The 23,784-nt window shown below is 63.2% G+C and carries 23 protein-coding genes; 12 read left to right on the top strand and 11 right to left on the bottom strand.

From position 1 onward, the window contains the following. Positions 1-20: 20 nt before the first annotated feature. Positions 21-605 carry an aminoacyl-tRNA hydrolase gene (gene pth / locus GM658_RS03220; protein WP_155452581.1) on the top strand — a complete coding sequence of 195 codons (585 nt, stop codon included), beginning with the start codon at positions 21-23 and terminating at the stop codon, positions 603-605. Here pth and GM658_RS03215 read toward each other — a convergent pair. The 3 genes from GM658_RS03215 to GM658_RS03205 form a co-directional block, all read right to left on the bottom strand. Then, the gene (locus GM658_RS03215) at positions 602-1,987 is read right to left on the bottom strand and encodes a DUF3999 family protein (RefSeq protein WP_155452580.1); all 1,386 of its coding nucleotides are present in this window, start codon (positions 1,985-1,987) and stop codon (positions 602-604) included. The genes pth and GM658_RS03215 overlap by 4 nt on opposite strands. Further along, the gene (locus GM658_RS03210) at positions 1,984-5,241 is read right to left on the bottom strand and encodes a DUF2339 domain-containing protein (protein ID WP_155452579.1); all 3,258 of its coding nucleotides are present in this window, start codon (positions 5,239-5,241) and stop codon (positions 1,984-1,986) included. Before GM658_RS03210 ends, GM658_RS03215 begins: the two co-directional genes overlap by 4 nt. Before the next feature lie 113 nt (positions 5,242-5,354). Next, positions 5,355-5,894: a DinB family protein gene (locus GM658_RS03205; RefSeq protein ID WP_155452578.1), complete on the bottom strand. Its 540-nt coding sequence runs from the start codon at positions 5,892-5,894 to the stop codon at positions 5,355-5,357. Positions 5,895-5,963: 69 nt separating this feature from the next. Between GM658_RS03205 and ychF the strand changes: the two genes are divergently transcribed. Together ychF and GM658_RS03195 are read left to right on the top strand one after the other, a co-directional pair. Then, positions 5,964-7,055, top strand: coding sequence for a redox-regulated ATPase YchF (gene ychF, locus GM658_RS03200; protein WP_155452577.1), 1,092 nt, complete (start codon positions 5,964-5,966; stop codon positions 7,053-7,055). 175 nt (positions 7,056-7,230) lie between these two features. Then, positions 7,231-7,665 (top strand): hypothetical protein, encoded by a 435-nt coding sequence (locus GM658_RS03195; RefSeq protein WP_155452576.1) that lies wholly within the window; start codon positions 7,231-7,233, stop codon positions 7,663-7,665. A gap of 32 nt (positions 7,666-7,697) precedes the next feature. Here GM658_RS03195 and GM658_RS03190 read toward each other — a convergent pair whose 3' ends face one another. Further along, positions 7,698-7,883: a 4-oxalocrotonate tautomerase gene (locus GM658_RS03190; RefSeq protein ID WP_155452575.1), complete on the bottom strand. Its 186-nt coding sequence runs from the start codon at positions 7,881-7,883 to the stop codon at positions 7,698-7,700. 118 nt (positions 7,884-8,001) lie between these two features. Between GM658_RS03190 and GM658_RS03185 the strand changes: the two genes are divergently transcribed. Beyond that, on the top strand, positions 8,002-8,895 hold the full coding sequence (locus tag GM658_RS03185; protein ID WP_155452574.1) for a LysR substrate-binding domain-containing protein: 894 nt from the start codon (positions 8,002-8,004) through the stop codon (positions 8,893-8,895). A gap of 6 nt (positions 8,896-8,901) precedes the next feature. Here GM658_RS03185 and GM658_RS03180 read toward each other — a convergent pair whose 3' ends face one another. The 6 genes from GM658_RS03180 to GM658_RS03155 form a co-directional block, all read right to left on the bottom strand. Then, on the bottom strand, positions 8,902-10,548 hold the full coding sequence (locus GM658_RS03180) for a hypothetical protein (protein WP_155452573.1): 1,647 nt from the start codon (positions 10,546-10,548) through the stop codon (positions 8,902-8,904). Then, positions 10,545-11,693, bottom strand: a complete 1,149-nt coding sequence (locus GM658_RS03175; protein WP_170298646.1) for a glycosyltransferase family 4 protein — start codon at positions 11,691-11,693, stop codon at positions 10,545-10,547. The genes GM658_RS03180 and GM658_RS03175 overlap by 4 nt, the downstream gene beginning before the upstream one ends. A gap of 8 nt (positions 11,694-11,701) precedes the next feature. Next, on the bottom strand, positions 11,702-12,112 hold the full coding sequence (locus GM658_RS03170; RefSeq protein ID WP_155452571.1) for a GtrA family protein: 411 nt from the start codon (positions 12,110-12,112) through the stop codon (positions 11,702-11,704). After that, positions 12,112-12,681 (bottom strand): class I SAM-dependent methyltransferase, encoded by a 570-nt coding sequence (locus GM658_RS03165; protein WP_155452570.1) that lies wholly within the window; start codon positions 12,679-12,681, stop codon positions 12,112-12,114. The genes GM658_RS03170 and GM658_RS03165 overlap by 1 nt, the downstream gene beginning before the upstream one ends. Positions 12,682-12,731: 50 nt before the next feature. After that, the gene (locus GM658_RS03160; protein ID WP_155452569.1) at positions 12,732-13,940 is read right to left on the bottom strand and encodes a glycosyltransferase family 2 protein; all 1,209 of its coding nucleotides are present in this window, start codon (positions 13,938-13,940) and stop codon (positions 12,732-12,734) included. 145 nt (positions 13,941-14,085) lie between these two features. Further along, positions 14,086-14,574 (bottom strand): nuclear transport factor 2 family protein, encoded by a 489-nt coding sequence (locus GM658_RS03155; protein WP_155452568.1) that lies wholly within the window; start codon positions 14,572-14,574, stop codon positions 14,086-14,088. Positions 14,575-14,669: 95 nt separating this feature from the next. Here GM658_RS03155 and GM658_RS03150 point away from each other — a divergent pair, with 95 nt between their 5' ends. The 3 genes from GM658_RS03150 (at position 14,670) to GM658_RS03140 (ending at position 18,125) form a co-directional block, all read left to right on the top strand. Further along, positions 14,670-16,028, top strand: a complete 1,359-nt coding sequence (locus GM658_RS03150; RefSeq protein WP_371865021.1) for an NYN domain-containing protein — start codon at positions 14,670-14,672, stop codon at positions 16,026-16,028. Between the two features lie 86 nt (positions 16,029-16,114). Next, a complete protein-coding gene (locus GM658_RS03145; protein WP_155452566.1) occupies positions 16,115-16,966 on the top strand; it encodes an MOSC domain-containing protein in 852 nt (283 codons plus the stop codon). A 19-nt stretch (positions 16,967-16,985) separates the two neighbouring features. Then, positions 16,986-18,125 carry a GGDEF domain-containing protein gene (locus GM658_RS03140; protein WP_155452565.1) on the top strand — a complete coding sequence of 380 codons (1,140 nt, stop codon included), beginning with the start codon at positions 16,986-16,988 and terminating at the stop codon, positions 18,123-18,125. A gap of 51 nt (positions 18,126-18,176) precedes the next feature. Here GM658_RS03140 and GM658_RS03135 read toward each other — a convergent pair whose 3' ends face one another. After that, positions 18,177-20,156 (bottom strand): monovalent cation:proton antiporter family protein, encoded by a 1,980-nt coding sequence (locus tag GM658_RS03135; protein ID WP_155452564.1) that lies wholly within the window; start codon positions 20,154-20,156, stop codon positions 18,177-18,179. Between the two features lie 81 nt (positions 20,157-20,237). Between GM658_RS03135 and GM658_RS03130 the strand changes: the two genes are divergently transcribed. From GM658_RS03130 to lptB, 5 genes are read left to right on the top strand one after another with little or no spacing between them, the layout of a single operon-like run. Further along, positions 20,238-21,236, top strand: a complete 999-nt coding sequence (locus GM658_RS03130; protein ID WP_211841806.1) for a KpsF/GutQ family sugar-phosphate isomerase — start codon at positions 20,238-20,240, stop codon at positions 21,234-21,236. After that, on the top strand, positions 21,236-21,772 hold the full coding sequence (locus GM658_RS03125; protein WP_155452562.1) for a KdsC family phosphatase: 537 nt from the start codon (positions 21,236-21,238) through the stop codon (positions 21,770-21,772). The genes GM658_RS03130 and GM658_RS03125 overlap by 1 nt, the downstream gene beginning before the upstream one ends. Before the next feature lie 12 nt (positions 21,773-21,784). Continuing rightward, positions 21,785-22,378 carry an LPS export ABC transporter periplasmic protein LptC gene (gene lptC, locus GM658_RS03120; RefSeq protein ID WP_155452561.1) on the top strand — a complete coding sequence of 198 codons (594 nt, stop codon included), beginning with the start codon at positions 21,785-21,787 and terminating at the stop codon, positions 22,376-22,378. 12 nt (positions 22,379-22,390) lie between these two features. Further along, the gene (gene lptA / locus GM658_RS03115) at positions 22,391-23,020 is read left to right on the top strand and encodes a lipopolysaccharide transport periplasmic protein LptA (RefSeq protein ID WP_155452560.1); all 630 of its coding nucleotides are present in this window, start codon (positions 22,391-22,393) and stop codon (positions 23,018-23,020) included. Between the two features lie 2 nt (positions 23,021-23,022). Next, positions 23,023-23,778 carry an LPS export ABC transporter ATP-binding protein gene (lptB, locus tag GM658_RS03110; protein ID WP_155452559.1) on the top strand — a complete coding sequence of 252 codons (756 nt, stop codon included), beginning with the start codon at positions 23,023-23,025 and terminating at the stop codon, positions 23,776-23,778. Positions 23,779-23,784: the final 6 nt, after the last annotated feature.

The raw sequence follows: 23,784 nt of genomic DNA, 5'->3' as shown, positions 1-23,784 counted from the left end.
GCACTCGCAACCGCAAGACCATGCCCATCCGCCTGATCGTTGGCCTCGGCAATCCCGGCGCCGAATACGAACAAACCCGTCACAACGCCGGCTTCTGGCTGGTGGACAATCTCGCCAATTCGCTGCCGAATGCGCGCCTGCAGCGCGAGGCCGGTTTCAACGCCATGGTGGCCAAGACCATCATCGGCGGCAACCAGCTCTGGCTGCTCGAGCCACAAACCTATATGAATCGTTCCGGCCAGTCGGTCGGCGCAATTGCGCGCTTCTACAAGATCCAGCCGGATGAAGTGCTGGTGGTGCATGACGAACTGGATTTGCCGCCCGGCGCGGCGAAGCTGAAAAAAGGCGGTTCCTCCGGCGGCCACAACGGCCTGAAGGACATCACCTCCGCCCTCGGCACCCAGGACTACTGGCGCCTGCGCATCGGGATTGGCCACCCGCGTACGCTGAACCTGAACCAGCCGGTGGCGGACTTCGTGCTGCACCGTCCGCGCCGCGAAGAGCAATTGCTGATCGAAGAAGCGATTGAAAAGGCGCTGCGCATCATCCCCACCGCCGTCGCCGGCGATTTCGCCAAGGCGACGATGGAGCTTCACACGCCTTAAGTCGTAGTGCCTGCGTGCCGCAGCAGGCGCCATACCATTCCCGCCACCACGGCCACGCCGAGCACCAGCACGCCCCACAGCACCATCAGGCGGCGCTGGGCGGAGCTGTTGTCGTCCACCGCGCGCTTCGCTGCAGCGGCCAGCACGTCCGCCTGTGCTTGCGCCGGGCTGGCGCTGGCGCGTTCGAGCGTGCGCAGTTCCGCTGGCGTGAAGCCTGGCGCCACTTCCCCGATATCGCGCGCCGCAGGCGCAGCCTTGTCGCGGCCTACAGCGAGCGCATAGGGCGGCGTGCCGCCGGCGACGAATACCAAGGTTGCCGGCTCCCAGCTTACGCGCAATGCAGGCTTGTCTGCCGGCGGCTGGTCGAAGCGCAGCACCCAGCGGGCGCCCAGCGCCCATGGCGCGGCAACATCGCCCGAAGTACGCGCGCTGCCGTTCTGCTCCAGGCGGTAGAAGGTGGTGCGTGCGGCAGGTTCAAAGCGGAACTGCCCCGAGCGGCGCAATTGGGCGTAGTTGCCCAGCGTGACGGGCAGCACCACATTGCCGCTGTCGATCTGCAGCCCCACCCGCTGCGGCGTGACGCCGGCAGGCATCGCGTATTGCAGGTCGCGCGGATCGCGGCCCGGTTGCGCCGGCAGCAGCAGCGATTCGGTCGGCGCAGCTGCATTGCCCTGTACCGGTGACTGCGCGCTGATGCTGCCGAACTGCAGCGGCTCGCCGCCGCGCCAGCTGAGCCGCGCATAGCGCATCTGGCGCGCCGGGAATTCCAGCTTGTCGTTGGCCAGGGTTTCCGCGCTGTCATTGGCGAGCCAGCTCAATTCAGCGACACCGACAGCTTCCCAGTGCTTCAGGTCGTCGCTGGCCTCCAGCCACACCTGGCCGGTATAGGTGTGGCGGCCCGGGGGCAGGGTAAATTGCAGGGCATCGATCACGGGCGGCTCCGCGCTGGCGTCCTGGCGCAGGTCGAGCACCAGTCCGGCCAGGCGTTGCAGCGCCTTTGCCGTGGCGGCATCGCGTGCCGCCGGCAAATGCACCGCGACCATGCGGCCATCGGTGCCGATGTTCACTTCCAGACCCGCCAGCGGTGCGTCCGCGCGCTCTGCCATGAGGGGGAAGATGCGAACTGGAAGAGCGCGCTGCGTGACGGCTGCTGCCGCTTCCGGATGGCGCAGCGCGAATGGCTGTTGTACGCCATGCGCGTCAAACACACGCAAGTCGGTGAGCGAGGGCGAGCGCGCGTTCAGGTAGGCGTCGCGCGGCAGCTGCAACTGCACTACGCTCGGCTTGCCGTTGACAGCGAGCGGGATCAGGTGGGTGTAGTCCTGCGGCGTATCGCTTGGCGCCGCGGTAGTCAGGGCTGCGGCCAGGAGCAGGACATTCATGCGGCCTCCTTATGCTTTTCGCCGTTGCGGTCCGACGGGTAGGGCGCCAGGTAGCCGATGCCGACCATCAGTGCACCGACGCCGAGGAAGGAAACGATGCGTTCCACGCCGCCGACGTTCGACAGATCGACCAGGAAGAGCTTGGCCACCACCACGGCAAGCAGCACTGCACCCGCGATCCAGAGCTTGCGCTCCTGCCTGCGCGCCGCCTGGCGCATCAGCGGCAGCGCGGTCACGCTCCATACCAGGGACAGCATCGCCTGTACGAACTGGGACGCGAACAGCTCATCGAAGTTGTACGGCACGCCGACGTAGTGCGACACGGTGCGCAGCAGCGCCAGGTTGAACCAGGCGTAGGCCAGCAGTGCGGCGGCAGCCTGCAATTGCGGGCGGTACGGCTCCAGCAGGTCGCGCTGCAGGCGATAAGCTGCCACCGCCAGCAGCAGCGCAAAGACGCTGGTCAGGTCGAGCGGATTGGCCAGGGGGACGTAGGGCAGCGGCGCCATGGCGCCATCCTGCGTCAGGTTCCATACCGCCACCAGCAGCAGCGACCAGGCGCAGCCCAGCGGCAGCAGCATGTCGCGGTACCAGGCGGCGACAGGGCTGACCGGCCAGCCGTCGGCGCGCACACGGCGCATGACCCAGGCCAGGCCGCCCATCATCAGCCAGGCTGGCAGGAAGCTGGCCCAGGCTGGATCGGCGCCGCTGCCTTCCAGGCCGCGTGAAATCCAGTGGGCGCCCACCGGCCAGATCATCAGCCACGGCCCGGTGCTGCGTACAGTATGCAGCAATACCAGTGCGGCCTTCGGCAGCGTCGCGCGGCGCATCATCCATTCGGACAGCAGCCACAGCGCTGCAAAAGCGGTCCACGCTTCGCCGGCCGGCATGGCGCCGCTCCCATACAGCACGCCAAGCATGGATACGGTTGAAATGCCAAACAGCAGCCATGCCGGTACCGCTGCGGCGTCCAGCGCCCGCCATTGCAGGCGGGACGCCAAATGGAGCAGCAAAGGCGTGCTGGCCGCAATCAGCAGGCTGTACGAGCTGGCACGCAGCGGGCTGTACATGTCAAAGTTGCCGGTGCTGAGGATTTCGTAGTGCGCCAGCAGCCAGTTGGAGAAGGTGGGCGCGACCACGAACAGCCACCACATGCCGGCGTAGGCCAGCACGGCGTTCGACAGCTGCGCCTGTTCGCTGTGGCGCTTCAGCATCAAGGCCGTGAACAGGGCGCCAACAAGCAGCAGCACGCTGCCGACGATCGGTGTGGCGAACAGGTCCGGCGAGACCGGGGCAAGCTGCCCATCCCGCGTGATCAGGAAGGCCAGCACCAGGCCAGCCAGCAGCTGCGCCGCCATGGACAGCGCGCGCGCCATTTGCCAGGCCAGCTGGCGCCCGATCAGGGCCATGACCACGGCGGCGCCGAGGGCGCTGGCGGCCAGCAGGTTGGCTTGCATGGCGCCGCTGGTGCGCAGGACGATTTCGGTCCAGGCGCCGCCGATCAGCCAGGCCGCGGAGCCGGCCAGGAACAGGCCGCCCAATAGCTGCAATCCTCCTTTGCCATCTTGCTCGGCATGGCTGCGGAAGCGCATCGCCATGATGCAGGCGCTGATCGCCAGCAGCAGGAAGCCCAGCCACAGGTTGGAGTGCAGCGCCGCCTCCTTGTCCAGGCCAGTGATGGCGCCGGTGAAGCTCAGCCATGCTCCCAGCTGCACCAGCAGGCCGAAGCCCCAGGCCAGCGGCTGGCGCTGGCGCAGCCCGATCCAGACGATGCCGGCGCCTTCCAGCGCCCATGCGGCGGAAGTCCAGCGGCCATCGAGCGCCATGGGGATGGCCAGGGTGCCGAATACCACGGCCAGCGCGGTAAAGGCATCAACCAGCAAGCCATAGGTGGCGCGGCGGCGCTGCAGCACCATCGACAGCACTCCGTAGAACAGGCCAAGCGCCAGGGCGGAATACGCCATGCCGAACTCGAATCCCTTCACCAGCCCGAATTGCAGGCTGGCTGCCAGCATGGGCGTACCGAATACCAGGGTGCCGTCCACATAGCTTTTCAGCTTGGGCGCTTCCAGGTGGGCGTACGCGACGGCGATGCCGACGTAGTACAGGAAGAACAGCACAAGGAAACCCTGGGCCGACAGGTAGTATTGCGGCTCATAACGCAGCACGCCCCATGCGGTACCGATAGCGAAGGTGAAGGCGAAGCCGAGCAGGTTCAGCGCGCGCCAGGAGCGGATCAGGGCAATGGCCAGCACGCCGGCGTTGAGCAGGGCGTAGTAGCTGAACAGGGCAATGTGGCTGCCCTGGCCGGTGGACGCCAGTATCGGCGCCGCAAAGCCGCCGACGATGCCGAAGATGGCGAGCCATTGGGCGTTCTGCAGCACGGCCAGCAGGCAGGTGCCGATCGTGAGCAGGAACAGCATGACGAAGGCCATGCCGCCGGGGATCAGGTGGTAGATGCGGAAGGCGCCAAATACCACCAGCATCAGCACGGCCATGCAAGTGCCTTGCAGGGGCAGGCTGACGCCCTGGTTGTCGTTGCGGATGCGCCAGGCCCAGGCCAGCGCGGCCAGGTCGGCCAGCACCATGCCGGCCAGGCGCAGTTCGATTGGCACCGTGATGCGGGCGGCCGCATATTTCAGCAGGAAGCTGACGCCGATGAAGAGGATCAGCAGGCCAATCTTGGCGACCAGGTTGCCTTCAAACAGCCAGTTGCGGGCGGCCTTGAACCAGGCGGGAGGTTCGCTTGGCGGCAGCCGCGGCGGTTCTGGCGGCGAGGGCGGAGCTGGTGGCGCCGGCGGCGGCGCATCGCTGCGGACCGCTTCCTTGGCAGCTGCCCAGGCTTGGTCTTGTGCACTGGGGGCAGCTTGTTTTGCAGCGAGCCGGGGCAGGGCTTCGTCGTCGACGCGGACGATGCGCGGTTCCTCCTCCTGCACGGCCCGGGGCGGGGCAGCGCTAGCGGCTAGTGGGGGCATGGCTGCGGTGCGGGCGACCAGTGGTTCGCGTTCGGCCGCCGTTGCGGGGGCGGGGGCGGTGGGCTGCTGCGCGCTTGGCGGCGCGGTGGCGGCAGCGGGCGGAGAGCCATGGCTGGGTGCCGCGCCGGCAGGCCGCTGCTGCAGCTCGAACAGCGTTATCTCCACTGCAGCGAGGTCGCGCTGCAGCTTGAGGACGTGTTCGCGGGCCTGGCGGGCATCACGCCGCGCCATCCAGGCCCAGCGCGCGACAACCACCAGTGCGATAAACAAAAGCAAACCCATGATTGCTCCTTCTATTGTTCTCTTGGCATTATTTGCCAGCAGTAACAATAGTGCAAGCCCTGGCGATACCCGTATCGCCAGCCGCCCATGGGCGTATCAGGATTCGATCCTGCTCACAACTCTGCTTCGGGGACCAGCAGCAGCAAGTCCGTGGCGCCGACGTCGACTCCTGCCTGGGTCAGCAAAGTAGTGGCCTGTCCGCGATGGTGGGTCTGGTGATTGAAGAAATGCAGCAGCAGCTGGCCCAGGGCCTTGTGATGGGCGTCGCCGTTATAGCGCCGGTAGGCGATGACCGCATGCAGATCGTGGTCGCGCAGCGTGGGCGCCCATTCCAGCACTTGGCGGTCGAGCAAGGTGCGCCGCCCGCGCAGCGCTTCCAGCGAATCGAACAGCATCTGGTCCAGCGCGGCCGGGGCGGGCAGGGCGGCAATCGGCGCCAGTGCGTCGGCAAAGCGCGGATCGGCGGCAAAACGCTTGAGCCAGATCGTATCGGCCACCGCAATGTGGTTCAGCGTCGCCAGCAGCGAGCCGAAGAAGGCCTTGCGGTCGGCCGCCAGTTCTGCCGGAGGCAGCTTGGCCGCTGCTTCGTACAGCTTGTTGTTCATCCACTCGTTGTAGTGGGCCAGCAGGGCGATATGGGCGGTTCCAGGCATGATCTGGGGTACAATCTCGGTCTATTTGCGGAAAATTCCGTAGCAGAACATTATATTTAAAGGTTTTCCATGAGTCTCAAATGCGGCATCGTCGGCCTGCCTAACGTCGGCAAGTCCACCCTTTTCAATGCACTGACCAAGGCCGGTATCGCGGCTGAGAACTATCCATTCTGCACCATCGAACCGAACGTCGGCGTGGTGGAAGTGCCTGATCCGCGCCTGAAGCAGCTGGCGGAAATCGTCAAGCCAGAGCGCATCCTGCCAGCGATCGTGGAATTCGTCGACATCGCCGGCCTGGTGGCTGGCGCATCCAAGGGCGAAGGCCTGGGCAACCAGTTCCTGTCCCACATCCGCGAAACCGACGCTATCGTGAACGTGGTGCGCTGCTTCGAAGACGACAACGTGGTGCACGTGTCCGGCCGCGTTTCGCCGCTGGACGACATCGAAGTGATCCAGACCGAGCTGGCGCTGGCCGACCTTGGCACCGTTGAAAAAGCCATCCACCGCGAGCAGAAGAAAGCCCGTTCCGGCGACAAGGACGCCGCCAAGCTGGTAGCCCTGCTGGAAGTCCTGGTGCCGCACCTGAACGAAGCCAAGCCAGTGCGCGCACTGCGCCTTGACGCTGAAAAGATGGAGCTGATCAAGCCACTGTGCCTGATCACCGCCAAGCCGGCCATGTACGTGGCCAACGTGTCCGACAGCGGCTTCACCAACAACCCGCTGCTGGACCAGCTGACCAAATACGCCGAAGAGCAGAACGCGCCGATCGTGGCCATCTGCGCTGCCATCGAAGCGGAAATCGCCGAACTGGACGACGCCGACAAGGAAGAGTTCCTGTCCGACATGGGCATGGCCGAACCGGGCCTGGACCGTCTGATCCGCGCCGGCTTCAAGCTGCTCGGCCTGCAAACCTACTTCACCGCCGGCGTGAAGGAAGTGCGCGCCTGGACCATCCACGTGGGCGACACCGCACCGCAAGCGGCGGGCGTGATCCACACCGACTTCGAGCGCGGCTTCATCCGTGCCCAGACCATCGCCTTTGACGACTACATCGCCTACAAGGGTGAGTCCGGCGCCAAGGAAGCGGGCAAGATGCGCGCTGAAGGCAAGGAATACGTGGTCAAGGACGGCGACGTGCTGAACTTCCTGTTCAACGTCTGATACGCTCCCACCGCAACGAAGCCGCGCCTTGCGCGGCTTTTTTATTGGATTTTCGAAAAATGGGCTATCGGGTCGAGAAGATGTCGTCCGAAGACGCCGGCTGGCTCTTCGCCGTTACCGTTGACCGGAATGCCGGGCGCGTCATGCTATCGCTGCTTTCGCGGGGAGGCAAATATTGAAATTCACTTTCGAGAAAATTTCGGACGAGGACAAAGAACGGATCATTGCAGATGCCAATAAAGGCAACGGGCCTGCAGTTGAATTTGCCAAATACGGTGACACCTACTTCTATGAAGACCCCGGCTGGGCAGTTGACCGCTGGCGCACGTCGTATCTGATCAGGGCTCCCTTATGCACCACATCAGGCACATCACAGCGATTTTATTACCTGTTCTCGGAAGGCGAGTGGTACAAGCTGGAGCGGCGCACAATGTTCTCCAATCAATTCGTAATTCGGGGGCAAGAGCAGGTTCGTCCAAATTTGCTAAGCCATTTGAAGGAGCAGCTCACGGCGGCGTTCGCTGCTTATGGGGACATGGGCGATGGAAAGGGCGACCACTTTGGTGCAACATTCCTTCCCGTCTTTGTCCTGGAAAGCAAACGCCGCTAATCGCAGTCTTCGAGATCGCCCAAATCCCAGGCTTACGAATCGGACAGCAGTTTTCCCGCCTTGGCCCAATGTTCGCGCGGCACCTCGGTGATCACGATTTGCAGGCTGTCGGGTGGACAGGCCAGGGTCTCGACAGAGACGCGGGTAACTTCACTGACGAAGGCGCGCTTTTGTTCCAGGGTACGGCCGGGGTGCATTTCCAGGTACAAGATAGGCATGACTTTTCTCCTTATACGGCACGCCGGGATGGGTGCCAACGAAGACAGTGTTACCCACTTCATTGATTAGATAAACATGCAATAATTTGGGTCATTCCCAACCTGCAGGTTCTTAATCATGGATAAGCTGGCCGGCATGGCGATGTTTGTGCGCGTCGTGGATGAAGGGAGCTTTGCCGCCGCCGCTGCCCTCAGCGGCGTCTCACCCACCATGGTCGCCAAGCACATCCGAACAATTGAACAGCGCCTTGACGCGCGGCTGCTTCATCGCACGACCCGCCGCCAGCATTTGACCGAGGTGGGGCGGCTGTACTATGAACGCTGCAAGCAAGTGCTGTCGGAAGTGGCGCTGGCCGAGGGCAGTGCCGCTGAACTACGGGCCAGCCCGCGAGGAGTGGTCAGGCTGGTGGCCCCGGTCAGCTTCGGCAGCCACAGCGTGGTGCCGGCCCTGACGGACTACCAGGCGCGCTATCCCGACGTCAGCGTCGAGCTGACTCTGGATAACCGCAAGCCGGACCTGATCAACGGCGGGCACGAACTGGGCATCCATATCGGCGCTATCGATGCCGTGGAGCTGGTGGCGCGGCCTTTGCGCCCTTATCGCAGGATTCTTGCAGCTGCGCCAGCCTATTTATCCCGTCACGGCCGGCCGGCACATCCGGACCAGCTGCCAGCACATAGCTGCCTCGGCCTGTCGTACTGGAGCCGCCATGACCGCTGGCATCTGCAGGGCCCCAATGGGGAAATCCGGGAAGTGCTGTTCAAAGGTCGCTTCATTGCCAACCAGGGCAACGCCTTGCGCATCGCGGCGCTGCATGGCGCCGGCATCGTGCTGCAGCCGGAATCGGTGCTGGCCGAAGACATAGCGGCGGGGCGCCTGGTGCAGGTGTTGCCCGACTGGGAATTCCGCACCACGCCGATGTACCTGATCTACGCCCAGGACAGCAGGCCGACCGCAAAACTGCGCAGCATTATCGACTTCCTGCTTGAGCGCTTCGGCCCGGCGAACTAAGGCACTTCAGTCGAGCAGCCATCGGCTGGCGCAAAGCGTGCTGGCAACCAGGCGCGGATGCTGGCCAAGGCTTTGCGCCAGTCTGGCGTTCTGTGCGGCATTGCCGCTCACCAGCCGTATCTCGTTCGAGCGCAGGAACGGCTCGTTTTGCACCAGGTCGGCGACATAAGGTGCGCACTGGATGTCAATGAAGACGGCCTGGCGGCCGGCGGAAGCAACAGGCTCAGGGATGTTGTGCAAATGGGCCTGGATAAACCCTTCGACTTGCATCGCCCGCAAGGGCAACGCGAGCATCAACATTCCGGCACATGACGCAAAGCTGAAGCCAATCGCCCGGGCTTGCTGGGCTGGCGAGGACAGCGCCAGCCGCTGCAGCGCCACGGCGGCCAGGATTGGCAAGGTCAGCCAGGCGGCATGAAAATAGCGATATCCCCATCCATGTCCCTGGTCGAATGGCACGATGAAGTAGCCGAGAAGGCTGAGCCAGGCCGATGCCGCCAGCAGCTTGTACCAAGGTCGCCCAGGCTGGTCCAGGCTGCCGATCCAGGCCAGCACGGGCAGTCCCGGCACGGCCCATACCAGCAGTTTGACAACGCCCACCAGGCGGGCGGTGAAAATGCTAGCGTTCGGGAGCGAGAAATTGCCGAGCATGCGGCCCGCATCGGCGCCCAGCGCAGCCGCATGCATATCGGACACATTGTGCATCAGGTACAGGCGCCATCCCAGCCCGAAAACCAGGCTCAGGGGCAAGGCGCCCGCGATCAGGTAGCCCAATTTGCGCCAATTGCGGGACGGGCCAAGCAGCAAGGCGACGATCCATGGCAAGGCATACATGGCGACCGGAAATGGATTGACGGTCGTCATGCCCACCGACAGGAAGACGCCAGCCGCCAGCATCGCAGTCGTCGTGCCACGCACATAATTGAGCGTGAACATGACGGTACAGAACAACTGCAGCGGCATCCCGTAGAAGCTCATGCCGTCGACCAGGATGACCGGAGATGCGAGCGTTGCCAGCAGCGCAAAGCCACGCGCGGCGGCATCGTCCACCAGTTCATTGAGCAGTTTGCTCAGGCCCAGTACTGTCAAGCCGGTCAGCACGGGGTTGCACAGCCATGCCAGGTTCAGCGCACTGAACGGCGCCATGATCACGGATAAACTGGGCCAATAGACGGCAGCGATCGCGCCGGAAGCATGGGAAACGTTGATGAACGAACCTTGAAAACGCACTGGCACCAGCGCATCCAGCAGCGAGGGCGGAAGTTGTCCCGACAAATGTCCGCTGGCGAAGATCTGGGCTTGCAGGTAAGAGGCGTATTCGTCCATCGAGAGCGGGTGCCGATGGTAGGCCAGCGCTGCCCCCAGGCCGGCGATGACCAAGGCTGAGCAGGCGAGCGCGCCGGGACGGCGAGCGATGGCTGCGAACATCTTCTGCAGACGGCCACTGCGGTCGCAGCAGAGCATGGCCAGCGCCGCCAGCAGCAAGGACAGCGCACTTGCGGGGCCATCGAAGCTGACAAACAGATCGGAAAAAATCGGCGATAGCCCGCTGCCAAAGCGGGAAAAAACCAGGACGGCAGCCATGCCGGCCAAGGCCAGCAGCACGCTGGCCCACTGCCAGCGTGGAAGCGTGGAGATACGGTCACTGCTCATTCAACACAACCTTGGTAGAGTTCGGTGTACACATCAACCGCATGGTCCCAGCTCCAGGCCTGGCCCGCGAATTCCGCCACCGCGCCGCGCCGTGCTTCCAGGACGGCCCGATCCGCAGTCAAGTCGGCCAGGCGCCGCTGCCACTGCTCAACGGTATCCGGCGCTGTCACCGAAAGCTCAAACAGAAGCGGCCGGCCCGCCTCGCAACCAGCGGCCGTTTCGTCGCTGACCAGGGCCGGCAGCCCGCAAGCAAATGCTTCCTGTACCACGAGCGGGAATCCTTCGCCCCGGCTGGGCAGGACAAGCAGGTCGGCAGCACGATACAAGTCGGCCAAATCCGCATGCGCCAGTCCGTCGAATATCCTGACATTGCTGGAGGGCGCCAGTTCCGACCGCAACGGCCCCTGCCCGACAAAAATCCAGTGGATGGCGGGTAACCGTGACACCAACGGTAGCAGCAGGTGCAAGCCTTTCTTTTCCACCATGCGGCCAACAAACAGGCATACCGGAGCGTTTTCAGGTATTCCCAGCCGGGCGCGAATGAGCATGCGCTCACTGGCAGGTACGGGATGAAACAGTTGCGTGTTCACGCCATTCGGCAGATAAAGGGGCGCCCGCGGGAACGCAATCTTCGAGCAGAAGTATGCCTGGACGACGTTGCTGATGAATACCACCCGTGATGCACAACGCAAGGCCAGACTGCCTACGGTGCGGTTGACAGCGGACAGGGTCGCAGACAGGACCTTGCTGTTGTATGGAATTTCGCCGATATGCTGGGTAAGTACCGTGGTCTTGCCATGCACGCGCGCGAAAGCCAGCGCAAGCAGGGAGCCAGGATAAATAAAGTCATGAATATGGACAGCATCGCAGTCGCGGATGGCCGACCACAGCGCAGGAATGCCTCGCCCTATCCATATTGGCAGTGGCAAGCCGGTCAAGCGCTCCACCAGGCCGCAGTTCTGCATCGGATGATAGCTGAGGCCGCCATCTGGCCCGGGCGTTTCCGCGTCCGCGCTGGCAAACCAGGCGACTTCATGGCCGCGTTCAGCCAGGCGGCGATTGATGGCGGCCGCCACCAGTTCGATGCCGCCGCGACGCGAAGGGAAAAAATGGGTGACGCTGACGATACGGAATTTCCGTCCCATCCGACTTCTCATAAAACGCTTGAGCGGCCAACCTTTGCGCGCCCGAAAACAAAGTAGCGGGTGGACAGATAGCCAATCACATGCAGCATGACGGTGGCTACGCATATCGCCAGGTTGATATTAAGCCCCAGCACTTCCACCAGTAGAGCCATCAGCAGGATATTCGCACCGAGCAGGGCGACGCATTGCAGCGCATAGCGCGCGAAAGACGCCAGCGACTGACGCTCCTTTTGATTAAAGGTTATAGTCGCGTGCAAAGCGTAACTCAGCGGCGTCAGAATCATGAAGGAGGTCAGGGCCGCTGCCACATAATTGAAGCCAAGAACCAGGATGGCACCGTTCTGTATCAAAAGATTCAGAAGGGCGCAACAGGCCCCGACCATCAGGTAACGGAGCGGTTTCCTGGCGCCAGGAAGCATCAGATTCTCTCCCACATGCCAATGAACTGCAAACCATTGGTCATCGCCCCCAGCAAGCCGGTGTGCACGGGAACGGCCGGCTGCAGCGCTACGCGGCGCATGCCATGCGACTCGATGAGCTTGATCCAGTCCCAGCGCCGCTGGTAATGATACAGCGAGGGAATGCGGAAGCGCCGGTTGCCCAGTTCATCCAGGATGCAAAGGGCGGCATAGCCCAGCGGCGAGCTATAGGTATGGTCCTTGATGAACAGGTAGCGGTCGGTACAGCGGATCAGGTCCAGCAGGCTGGCCTCCGGCGATGCGCAATGGTGCAGCACGTCGATCGCATAGGTCAGCGTAAATTGCCGGTCGTTGAATGGAATCGTGTCACCCGAATAGATGACCGGGTCGACCAGGCAGTTTGGGCGCTTGTAGACATCGAGCGGAGTGATTTTCTCCGGCCAAAGCGTTGCCGCGAAGTTCTTGGCGAAAAAGCCGTCGCCACAGCCAAAATCAAGCACCGATTCGCACTCGAGGGGCTGCAGCATCGGCTGGGCCAGCGCCAGTATATTGTTCCTATACTCTGTCATCGCGTCTTTTCTTGATAGCTAAAACCAAATGGCCGGACGAAGCCGGTCCTTCATGGTTTGGAGGAGGTGAGAACATTTTGCTGAGTGGCCTCATCGTCCTGAGCTTCCCGCCTGCCAGGTTCCATGCGCGTCTTTGCCAGGAAAATCAGGAATGCGGAGAACATGGCCTCAAGACCGATGACGATTGCCGTGGAAGCTGCGATGGCCAGGTGCACGGTATCCTCCATGCCCGTCGAGGAATTAAGCCAGCGTACCAGCAAAGCGGTATCGACCACCAAGCCAAGCAACAAGAGCGCCCCGCTGACTGCGAGCGTGATCTCCAATGCATGGGGACGAATCTCGCGCACACGGTCGAACCCGAGGTTATCCGGCACATTGGGGGCCAACAAAACTTTGCCCAGGACGCCCATCGAAATAACGTTGGCCCCGATCAGCGCCAGCATGGCGCCGAGCACCATGAAGTGAACACCGATATAGTGGGTGCCAATTGTCAGCGGGCCGCCAACCAGGACTGCCATCAACACGAGTCCCAGCAACAGCATGGTGCCACCGGGGCGGATATAGACGTAGTCAGGGCAATGGCTGATGATGAAGCGCAAATGGCGCCAGCCATCGCGGAACGAGCGCAGGTGTGGCGGCCGGCCGCGTTTATCGGGATACAGCTTGATCGGCACTTCAGATATCCGTAAGCCGTGCCGGGCCGCGCTGGCCACCATTTCGGTCGCAAATTCCATCCCCGGCAGGCTCAGGTCCATACGTTCAAACGCGGCGCGCGTAAAGGCGCGCATGCCGCAGTGGAAATCGCCGACTGGCACCCTGAATGCGATACGGGAGATGAAGGAAAGTACGGGATTACCCAGGTAACGGTGCAGCGGGGGCATGGCCCCGGGTTCGATACCGCCGCGGAAGCGATTGCCCATGACCAGATCGTTGCCCGCTTCAATGGCCTGAATGAACTGGTCGAGCTGGGACCAGTCATAGGATTCGTCCGAGTCGGCCATGATGATGATGTCGCCTTGCGCGGCGCGGACTCCGGCAGATATGGCGGCGCCATAGCCCTTTGTACTCACGTGCACCACGCGAGCGCCGGCGGCCTGCGCAACGGCGACCGAGCGGTCCGACGAGCCGTTATCGGCTACCAGCACTTCACCCTGGATTCCCAAGCGGGCAAAACAGGCGGCAGCCTTCGCGACACACTGGCCTACCGTGCGTTCCTCGTTCAGGCACGGCATCACGGCGGTCACATGCGGACGATTCATAGTTAGATCATTTAATGGTTAGGCTGCGGGAAAATGCTTGTTATCTTTCCCCTCTGCAAGATCACATTGTTGCACAAAAACAATTTCGACGATAGAACCTCTTGCGCTGCCGTGGCTTGGACGCGTCAGATAAACCGGGCCAGGTTTAAGGCTGCGCTTTCGCCTCGTACGCCTGGATGGCTTTGGTGAAATTGTCCATCAAGGGATTCGGTACAGCCAGCGACAATTGGTAGTGCTCGACCAAAAAGCCCTTGCCGGTGTTACGCAGCACACCGCTGGCCTGGCAGGTCCCCATCTGCGTGTTGAGCTGTTCGTCGAACCATACATATCGCTTATCGGGCGAAAAATAGACATTGCGCTTTTGCGCGGTGAAGTTCCAGGCTTTCTTGCGGTCCCAGAAGCGCTTGGCCCAGGCCTTGAATTCCTTATAGCTCCACACTTCGCTCTTGTCGGTGCCGATGAAGACGGCATCCGGCGTGAACTTGTCCCAATAGCCGGGACGGGTGTTGGCCGCATCGTCGTGCCAGCTGTCGACGAAGGCGTTGACCTGCTGGCGGAACTCGGTGTCGGGATCGGCCGCCAGGGCGCTTTGCATCATCAGGGCAGTGGCGGCAGCGATTAGCAGGCGCTTCATATTGTCTCCTCGGTACATGTTAGCGAAATAGTATAATCGTTGGATTGTGCACAGCTTCCAGTAAAAAAATGGCTTCACCCAACGAAAATGCCAGCATGGCACTGTTCTGCGACTTCGAAAACGTCGCACTGGGCGTCCGCGACGCCAACTACGAGAAATTCGACATCAAGCCGGTGCTGGAGCGCCTGCTGCTGAAGGGCAGCATCGTGGTCAAGAAGGCCTACTGCGACTGGGACCGCTACAAGGGTTTCAAGGGCCCGATGCATGAGGCGAACTTCGAACTGATCGAGATTCCGCACGTGCGCCTGTCGGGCAAGAACTCGGCCGATATCCGCATGGTGGTCGACGCGCTGGACCTGTGCTACACCAAATCCCACGTCAACACCTTCGTCATCATTTCCGGCGATTCGGACTTTTCGCCGCTGGTGTCCAAACTGCGCGAGAACGCCAAGCGCGTGATCGGCGTGGGCGTGAAGGATTCGACTTCCGACCTGCTGGTGGCCAACTGCGACGAATTCATTTTCTACGACGACCTGGTGCGTGAATCGCGCCGCCAGCGCCAGGCCACCCGCAACGACCGCGAGCAGCAGCCTAAGCGGTCGCCGGAAGAGGAAAAGCGCCGCCGCGAAGAGATGGACAAGCGCCGCAACCAGTGCGTCGAGATTGCCTACACCACCTTCGACGCGCTGGCTGCCGAACGCGGCGAAGGCAAGATCTGGGCGTCCGTGCTGAAGGAAGCGATCAAGCGCCGCAAGCCGGACTTCAGCGAGTCGTATTATGGTTTCCGTACCTTCGGCAACCTGCTGGAAGAAATGAAAGCGCGCGGCCTGCTGGAATTCGGCCGCGATGAAAAGTCGGGCGCGTATGTGTACCGCAGCAGCCAGCCGGTCGTGCTGCCTGTTGTAGAAGCGCCGGTCGAACAGGAAGCTGCAGTGGATGCGGTCAATGCCGAAGCGGCGGAAGGCGCGGCCGAAGCTGGCGCTGCTGCGCCGGTCGAAGCTGGCGATGCCCGCCGCGAACGCGAGGGCCGCCGCAACCGCGGCAACCGTGGCGGCCGTGGACGCCGCGGCGAGGGTGACGCGGCGCCAACCGCTGTGGAAGTGCCGGCTGACGCGGAAGTTGCGGCAGTAGCGGCGGTGGAAGAGGCGGCGCCGGTGGTGGAGGCGGTCGCCGAAGCGCCGGTGGAAGCGCCGGCCAAGCGCACCCGCGCTGCGGCCAAGAAGCCGGCCGCCAAGAAGGCCAGCTCGCGCGGCAGCAAGGTAGCGCAAGCCGCTGCCGATGCGGCGGAAGCTGTGCAGCAGGCGGAGGCTGTGCTGGCTGCGGCCGCGGAACCACAGGTGGACGCTCCTGCGGAAGCCAAGGCCGAAGCGCCGAAGCGCGCCAAGAAGCCAGGCACCCACAAACCTTCGGCACGCAGCAAGCTGCCGAAGAAGCCGAAGGCAGAAGCGGCCTAAACCGGTCACGCGGCGGCCGCGTGCCTGTGTCAGACCCTGCGGGGCTGACACAGGTTTACCGGTTTTCTGCCATACTCCAGGGCACTATGCCCTTCATCTCCGAACTCACCCTCTACCCGATCAAGTCCTGCGCCGGCCTGTCGCTGAAGCACGCCACGCTCACCCGCGCCGGCCTGATGACCGAGCAAATCTACGACCGCGAATGGATGCTGGTCGACGCCAACGGCATCGCGCTGACCCAGCGCGAGCACCCGCGCATGGCTCTGATCGTGCCGCGCCTGAAAGCGGAAACCATGGAGCTGCGCGCTCCCGGCATGCTGCAGCTGGAGATCCCCCTCGGCCTGCCCGACCCCGATAGCGCACCGTCGCTGCAGGTGCAGGTCTGGGACGACACGGTTCTGGCCTACGACTGCGACGACCTTACCGCGACCTGGTTCAGCAAATTCCTCGGCATCGAATGCCGCCTGGTGCGCTTCCACGCCAACGCCAAGCGCCTGACCAGCGGCAAATGGACCAATGGCGACCAGCACCCGACGCTGTTCTCGGACGGCTACCCGATCCTGGTGATCGGCACAGGCTCGCTGCAAGACCTCAATGAAAAGCTGCAGCAGCAAGGCCGGCAGCCCTTGCCCATGAACCGCTTCCGCCCCAACCTGGTGGTGGGCGAGCTGGACGCCTTCGAAGAGGACTACACCGAAGAATTCCGCATCGGCGAGGCCGTCCTCAAGCCGGTCAAGCCCTGCGCGCGCTGCCCCATGCCCTCGGTCGACCAGATTACCGGTGAATTCGGCCCCGACCCGCTGGACATCCTGCAAAGCTACCGCGCCAAGCAAGAAGTCGATGGCGGCATCTGTTTCGGCATGAATGCAATCGTAACAACAGGTGATGGCCTAAAACTATCGGTTGGCGACCAAATCGCGGTTACACTGTCGTTTTAGAAGTGAATGGCGGCGGGCGATGGAGATCACGCAGAAAATCACGGGCAAACAGCCGTCGCAGGCGGAACTGGCAGCGGAAAACCAGTCCCTGCGCGGCCGTCTTGCCTACCTGATCGACCAGGCCGAACGCAATCACTCCATCATGATGCGCCACCAGGCGTTTGACCTGGAAATCGTTGGCGCGGCCAGCTTTCCCGAGCTGATTGGCACCATCTTCCGCACCCTGCCGGTGATTTCCGACCTGGACGCGGTCACCTTGACCCTGGTCGACGTGGACGACGATATCCGCACCGTGATGGAAAAGCTGGGCGTCGATTTCGCGGAATTCCCCGACCTGGTGTTTGTGCCGGATGTTTCGGAGCTGGCCTTCGATCTCGAGCCGGGCCAAGCACCCAAGCCACAACTTGGCATGTTCGACGCGCAGAAGCATGCGCGCCAGTTCCCGCGGCCGGGCGCGCGCCTGCAAAGCGTGGGTGTGGTGCCGCTGCTGCGCAACAAGCGCCTGATTGGCTCGCTGAACCTGGGCAGCGCGGATCCGACGCGTTTCTCGCCCAGCCTGGGCACCGATTTCGTCGAGCACATGGCCTCCATCATTGCCATCTGCCTGGAGAACGTGATCTCCAATGAGATGCTGAAGTACATGGGGCTGACCGACGCGCTGACCGGCGTGTTCAACCGGCGCTATGTGGATCGGCGCCTGCTGGAAGAGATTTCGCGGGCGCGCCGGCAGTCGTATCCGGTGTCGTTCATGTACATCGATATCGATCACTTCAAGCGGGTCAACGATACGGTCGGCCATGGCGGCGGCGACGAGGTGCTGCGTGAGGTGGCCAACCGGATCAAGGCGGAGCTGCGGCTGTCGGACGCGCTGGCGCGTTTTGGCGGTGAAGAGTTCGTGGTGCTGCTGATTGATGCGGACCTGGAAAGCGCGGCGTATGTGGCCGAGCGCATCCGCGCGGGGATTGCGGCCAGCATGATCGAGCTGTCGCATGGGGTGAAGGTGTCGATTACGGCCTCTGTCGGCGTGTCCAGCCTGGCGCAGGTGCCGGCCGATGGCAAACCGGAGGAACAGGCGGCGCAGCTGATTGAGCAGGCGGATGAGGCTTTGTACCAGGCTAAGGAAGGCGGGCGTAATCGCGTGATCCGGTTTGCTGCCTGAAAACCGGTACCCCGATGTCTGACCCCGTGGGTCAGGCAACGGTTTACCGGTTCAGGCCAGCAAATCGCTTTCCGTGCGCGCCACCTCTTCCGCCGTGCCGCGCAACACCACCACATCCCCAGCTTCCAGCGTCATGCCCGGTTCAGCCTCCAGCCGCGTCTTGCCGCGCCGGATCGCCGAAATCTCAGCGCCGTTTTCATCCAGCCGCAAGTCCCGCACGCACTTGCCGATGCAAGAAGCCTGCTCCCCCAGCGGCACCGAATGCAAGCGCACCATCTCCGCCTCCTCGCCGCTATCGCTGGCGCCGTGGAAGTAGCCGCGCAAAGACGCATACCGCTCCTCACGCGCGCGCTGCACGCGGTGCACCACGCGCCGCAGCGGGACGCCCAGCATCACCAGCGCATGGGAAGCCAGCATCAGCGAGCCCTCCATCAGCTCAGGCACCACCTCCGCCGCGCCGGCTTCCTTCAGCCGGTCGAGGTCCGAATCATCATGCGAGCGCACGATCACCGGCAACTCCGGCGCCAGCTCGTGCACCAGGTGCAGCACCTTCAATGCGGAGGGCGTCGAAGCATAGGTAATCACCACCGCCGACGCCCGCTTGATGCCCGCCGCCACCAGCGACTCGCGCCGCGCCGCATCGCCGTAGGATACGTTGGCGCCGGCATTCTGCGCTTCCTGCACCCGCATCGGATCCAGGTCCAGCGCCTGGTAAGGAATTTTCTCCTCAGTCAGCAGGGTCGCCAGCGACTGGCCGGAGCGGCCAAAGCCCGCCACGATCACATGCTTTTGCGCCGACATCGTGCGCGCCGCGATATTGGTCAGGTTCAGCGACTGCATCATCCATTCGTTGGCGGAGAACTTCAGCACGATCTTGTCCGAATGCTCGATCAGGAAGGGCGCCAGCAGCATCGACAGCACCATCGAGGCCAGCACCACCTGCACCACGAAGGGATCGACCAGCTGCATGCCGCCCACCACGTTCAGCAGCACGAAGCCGAATTCGCCCGCCTGCGCCAGTGCCAGGCCGGTACGCATGGAAGTCGAGGTGGAGGCGCCAAACAGGCGCGCCAGGCCCGCGATCAGGGCAAATTTGAGCAGCACCGGGCCGGTCAACAGCACCAGCACCAGCCACCAGTTCTCCAGCACCACGCGCGCATTGAGCAGCATGCCGACGGTGATGAAGAACAGGCCAAGCAGCACGTCGCGGAAGGGCTTGATGTCCTCTTCCACCTGGTGCTTGTATTCGGTCTCGGAAATCAGCATGCCCGCCACAAAGGCGCCCAGCGCCATCGACAGGCCGGCCTGCTCGGTGATCCAGGCCGCACCCAGCGTCACCAGCAGGAGGTTGAGCATGAACAGTTCCTGCGAGCGGCGCAGCACGACAATGGTGAACCACTTGCGCATCACCTTCTGGCCCAGGAACAGCAGCAGGATCAGCACCACGGCTGCCTTCAGCGCCGCCAGGCCCAGGGTCTTGGGCAGGTCGGCCGGATTCTGGGCCAGAGCCGGAATCAGGATCAGCAACGGCACCACCGCCAAATCCTGGAACAGCAGGATGCCGATGATCTTGCGCCCATGCTCGCTTTCCAGTTCCAGCCGTTCCGTGAGCAATTTGACCACAATCGCGGTGGAGGACATGGACAGCGCGCCGCCCAGTGCAAACGAGGCCTGCCAGCCGAGGTGGATCGAGGCCGGCAGCATGAAGTGGATGATCCAGCCAAACACCATGGTGGCGGCAATGGTCAGCACCACCTGCGCCATACCCAGCCCGAACACGACGGAGCGCATGGCCTTCAGCTTGGGCAGGGAGAACTCCAGTCCGATCGAGAACATCAGGAACACCACCCCGAATTCGCCCAGCAGCTCGGTGGCGTGGCTTTGCTCGGCCAGCCCCATGGCGTGGGGGCCGAGCAGGATGCCGACAGCCAGGTAGCCCAGCATCGGCGGTAAATGCATCATGCGGAAGGCCACCACGCCTAACACGGCGCTGCCCAGGAGGAGGAGGGTCAGTTCAAGGGGTGTGAACATCCGTTGTTGTTTCGTCTGGCAAGTTTTTTGCTTATCTAATTCGGCTATACTTCGGGCATGAGTGTAACCCATGAAAAAACAATGCTGAAATCTTTTGATGCCAAGACCGCAACCCGCGCCCTGGAACTGGCGCGCGAGGCCCTGCAGATCGAGACCGACGCCCTGGCCGCGCTGAACGCGCGCCTGGCCAACGACGAGACCGTGGGCCAGGCCGTGTCCTTGTTGCTGCAATGCAAGGGCCGCGTGGTGGTCTCCGGCATCGGCAAGTCTGGCCATATCGGCAAGAAAATCGCCGCCACGCTGGCATCCACCGGTACCCCGGCCCTGTTCGTGCATCCGGCCGAAGCGGCGCACGGCGACCTGGGCATGGTGACCCCGGAAGACGTGGTGATCGCCATTTCCTATTCCGGCGAAGCGGCCGAACTGATGGCCATCCTGCCGGTGGTCAAGCGCATGGGCGGCCACGTGATCGCCATGACCGGCAAGCCGACCTCGAGCCTGGCCAAGCTGGCCGACGTGCACCTGGACGTCTCCGTGGCCAAGGAAGCCTGCCCGATGAACCTGGCCCCGACCGCTTCCACCACCGTCACGCTGGCGCTGGGCGACGCGATCGCCGTGGCGCTGCTGGAGCTGCGCGGCTTCAAGGAAGAAGATTTCGCCCGCTCCCATCCTGGCGGCGCCCTGGGCCGCCGCCTGCTGACCCATGTGCGCGACGTGATGCGCAAGGATGCCGCCATCCCGGCTGTGGGCCTGGAGACGCGCCTGCCGGACGCCCTGCTGGAAATCACCCAGAAGGGCATGGGCATGACCGCCGTTGTCGACGCCGGCAACAAGCCGGTCGGCGTCTTCACCGACGGCGACCTGCGCCGCATGATCGAGAAGGTGCAGGACTTCACCAAGGTCGTGATCAAGGACGTGATGCACCTGAACCCGCGCACGATCGGCCCCGACCAGCTGGCGGTGGACGCCGTGGCGGTGATGGAAGAATTCCGCATCAACCAGATGCTGGTGGTGGACCCGGACGGCACGCTGGTCGGCGCGCTGCACATCCACGACCTGACCCGCGCCAAGGTGATCTGATGAGTATCAAGAGCGAAGACCTGGCCGCCCGCGCCGCCAAGGTACGCCTGTTCATCTTCGACGTCGACGGCGTGCTGACGGACGGCAGCCTGACCTATGGCGCCGACGGTGAAACGGTCAAGACCTTCAATGTGCACGACGGCCTGGGTATCAAGCTGCTGCAGGAAGCGGGCATCAAGACCGCCATCATCAGCGCGCGCCGCACCCCCATCGTGCTGGCGCGCGCCAAGGACCTGGGCATCGAATACGTGCACCAGGGCGGCCACGACAAGCTGACCCCATTTAAAGCCCTGCTGAACGAATTGGGCCTGGGCGAAGAGCAGGTCGCCTTCATCGGCGACGACGTGGTGGACCTGCCCCTGCTGCGCCGCGTCGGCTTTGCCGTGAGCGTGCCGAACGGCCGCAAGGAAGCGCAGCAGCACGCCCATTACATCACCGAAGCGGCGGGCGGCCGCGGCGCGGTGCGCGAAGCCTGCGAATTCGTGCTGCACGCTACCGGCAATTACGAACGCGTCATGGCGCAGTTCCTGGTGTAAGAGGAGCAAGCGATGCGCAACCAGAGGATAGCCCACCGCTTCCGCCTTTCAGTCGGCATGGTCCTGGTGCTGACGGCGGCGCTCGGCAGCTTCTACCTGCTCCAGTTGCTGAACCGGGCGGGCGAGCAGATTCAGGCCGACAAGCGTGCCAATGAGCCCGATTACATCATCGAAAACTTCTCCTTCGTGCACATGTCGAAGGAGGGCAAGCCAAGCTACATCATTGCCGGCGACAAGCTGACGCACCGTCCGATCGACGATTCGTCGGTGATCGACAAGCCGCGCGTGCACAGCCTGGCCAGCGACAAGCCGCCGATGGAAATCCTGTCGCAAACGGCGCGCGTGGACCAGGGCAATAGCCGCGTCACCCTGAACGGCACCGTCACCATCGACCGCGCGGCGGCGCCGGATGCGCAAGCCATGCACATGGCAACGGAAAAACTGGTGGTCTTCCCCGACGAGGATCGCATGGAAACCGACCTGCCCGTGAAAATGAAACTCGGCGACGCGACTGCCACCGCCAACAGCATGCGCGCCAACAATGCAACGCGCGAAGTTCACCTGCAAGGCGCCGGCACGCTGGTGCTGCCGCCCAAGGCACAATAAAAAGGAATGAAAATGAAACGACTACTGTTGTCGGCCGCCCTGCTGCTTTGCGTAGCCGAGCCTGCACTGGCAGAAAAGGCCGATTCTTACAAACCGACCAACATCAGCTATGGCTCGCTCGACATTGACGATGTCAAGCAAGTGACGGTGCTGAATGGCGGCGTCGTGCTCACGCGCGGCACCCTGAAAATGACGGCCGAACGCGCCTTCGTCAAGCAGTCGCCGGAAGGCTTCCAGCAGGTGACCCTGTTTGGCGACGGCAAAAAAGCGACCTTCCGCCAGAAGCGCGACGGCGCCGGCGACCAGTGGGTGGAGGGTGACGCCGACCGCATCGAATACGACGAGCAGGCCGAGCTGGTGAAGATGTTCGCCAAGGCCACGATCCGTCGCCTGGAAGGCGGCAAGCAGAACGACGAAGTGCAGGGCGAGTTCATCTCCTATGACAGCCGGAAGGAATTCTTCAGCGTGCGCAATACCGCCACCGGTGAGAGCAAGCCGGGCGGCGGCCGCGGCACCATGGTGATCCAGCCATCGCGCACCGAACCTCCTGCCACGCCGCCAGCTGCCAAGCCGGCCGCGCAGCCGGCCACGCCTGCCACGACGCCACTCACCACGCCTCCTACCTCGCCGGAGAAGAAGTAAGCATGCAAGCAAATTCCTGTGCAAGCACGCTGGTCGTGCGCGGCCTCCAGAAAACCTATGGCAAGCGCCAGGTAGTGCACGACGTCTCGCTGCAAGTCGACTGCGGCGAAGTGGTTGGCCTGCTGGGCCCCAACGGCGCCGGCAAGACCACGTCCTTTTACATGATCGTGGGCCTGGTGGCTTCCGACGCCGGCACCATCGATATCGGCGGCATCGACGTGTCGAGCCTGCCGATCCACAAGCGCGCCACGCTGGGCCTGTCCTACCTGCCGCAGGAAGCGTCGGTGTTCCGCAAGCTGACGGTGGAAGAGAACATCCGCGCCGTGCTGGAGATCCAGAGGGTCGACGGCAAGCCGCTCAGCAAGGCCGAGATCGACCAGCGCCTGGAAGCGCTGCTGGCGGACCTGCAGATCGAAAAGCTGCGCGAGAACCCGGCCCTGTCCCTCTCCGGCGGCGAGCGGCGCCGCGTGGAGATCGCACGCGCCCTGGCCACCAACCCGCGCTTCGTGCTGCTGGACGAACCGTTCGCCGGTGTCGACCCGATTGCCGTGATCGAAATCCAACGAATCGTGCGTTTCCTGAAGGAGCGCAATATCGGCGTGCTGATCACCGACCATAATGTGCGGGAGACCCTCGGCATCTGCGACCGCGCCTACATCATCAACCAGGGCGCTGTGCTGGCTTCAGGACGTCCTGACGACATCATTGCCAACGAATCCGTGCGCCGCGTGTATCTCGGCGAACACTTCCGCATGTAAGCGAAA

The organism is Massilia eburnea, assembly GCF_009720745.1.
Classification (GTDB): domain Bacteria; phylum Pseudomonadota; class Gammaproteobacteria; order Burkholderiales; family Burkholderiaceae_D; genus Rugamonas; species Rugamonas eburnea.
Note: the sequence above shows the minus strand (reverse complement) of the source record. Positions and strands in the feature narration are given on the sequence as shown.

Coding starts and splice junctions, on each gene's coding strand:
- pth (WP_155452581.1), top strand. CDS start 21: ATGCCCATCCGCCTGATCGTTGGCCTCGGCAATCCCGGCGCCGAATAC.
- GM658_RS03215 (WP_155452580.1), bottom strand. CDS start 1,987: ATGAATGTCCTGCTCCTGGCCGCAGCCCTGACTACCGCGGCGCCAAGC.
- GM658_RS03210 (WP_155452579.1), bottom strand. CDS start 5,241: ATGGGTTTGCTTTTGTTTATCGCACTGGTGGTTGTCGCGCGCTGGGCC.
- GM658_RS03205 (WP_155452578.1), bottom strand. CDS start 5,894: ATGCCTGGAACCGCCCATATCGCCCTGCTGGCCCACTACAACGAGTGG.
- ychF (WP_155452577.1), top strand. CDS start 5,964: ATGAGTCTCAAATGCGGCATCGTCGGCCTGCCTAACGTCGGCAAGTCC.
- GM658_RS03190 (WP_155452575.1), bottom strand. CDS start 7,883: ATGCCTATCTTGTACCTGGAAATGCACCCCGGCCGTACCCTGGAACAA.
- GM658_RS03185 (WP_155452574.1), top strand. CDS start 8,002: ATGGATAAGCTGGCCGGCATGGCGATGTTTGTGCGCGTCGTGGATGAA.
- GM658_RS03180 (WP_155452573.1), bottom strand. CDS start 10,548: ATGAGCAGTGACCGTATCTCCACGCTTCCACGCTGGCAGTGGGCCAGC.
- GM658_RS03175 (WP_170298646.1), bottom strand. CDS start 11,693: ATGGGACGGAAATTCCGTATCGTCAGCGTCACCCATTTTTTCCCTTCG.
- GM658_RS03170 (WP_155452571.1), bottom strand. CDS start 12,112: ATGCTTCCTGGCGCCAGGAAACCGCTCCGTTACCTGATGGTCGGGGCC.
- GM658_RS03165 (WP_155452570.1), bottom strand. CDS start 12,681: ATGACAGAGTATAGGAACAATATACTGGCGCTGGCCCAGCCGATGCTG.
- GM658_RS03160 (WP_155452569.1), bottom strand. CDS start 13,940: ATGAATCGTCCGCATGTGACCGCCGTGATGCCGTGCCTGAACGAGGAA.
- GM658_RS03155 (WP_155452568.1), bottom strand. CDS start 14,574: ATGAAGCGCCTGCTAATCGCTGCCGCCACTGCCCTGATGATGCAAAGC.
- GM658_RS03150 (WP_371865021.1), top strand. CDS start 14,670: ATGGCACTGTTCTGCGACTTCGAAAACGTCGCACTGGGCGTCCGCGAC.
- GM658_RS03145 (WP_155452566.1), top strand. CDS start 16,115: ATGCCCTTCATCTCCGAACTCACCCTCTACCCGATCAAGTCCTGCGCC.
- GM658_RS03140 (WP_155452565.1), top strand. CDS start 16,986: ATGGAGATCACGCAGAAAATCACGGGCAAACAGCCGTCGCAGGCGGAA.
- GM658_RS03135 (WP_155452564.1), bottom strand. CDS start 20,156: ATGTTCACACCCCTTGAACTGACCCTCCTCCTCCTGGGCAGCGCCGTG.
- GM658_RS03130 (WP_211841806.1), top strand. CDS start 20,238: ATGCTGAAATCTTTTGATGCCAAGACCGCAACCCGCGCCCTGGAACTG.
- GM658_RS03125 (WP_155452562.1), top strand. CDS start 21,236: ATGAGTATCAAGAGCGAAGACCTGGCCGCCCGCGCCGCCAAGGTACGC.
- lptC (WP_155452561.1), top strand. CDS start 21,785: ATGCGCAACCAGAGGATAGCCCACCGCTTCCGCCTTTCAGTCGGCATG.
- lptA (WP_155452560.1), top strand. CDS start 22,391: ATGAAACGACTACTGTTGTCGGCCGCCCTGCTGCTTTGCGTAGCCGAG.
- lptB (WP_155452559.1), top strand. CDS start 23,023: ATGCAAGCAAATTCCTGTGCAAGCACGCTGGTCGTGCGCGGCCTCCAG.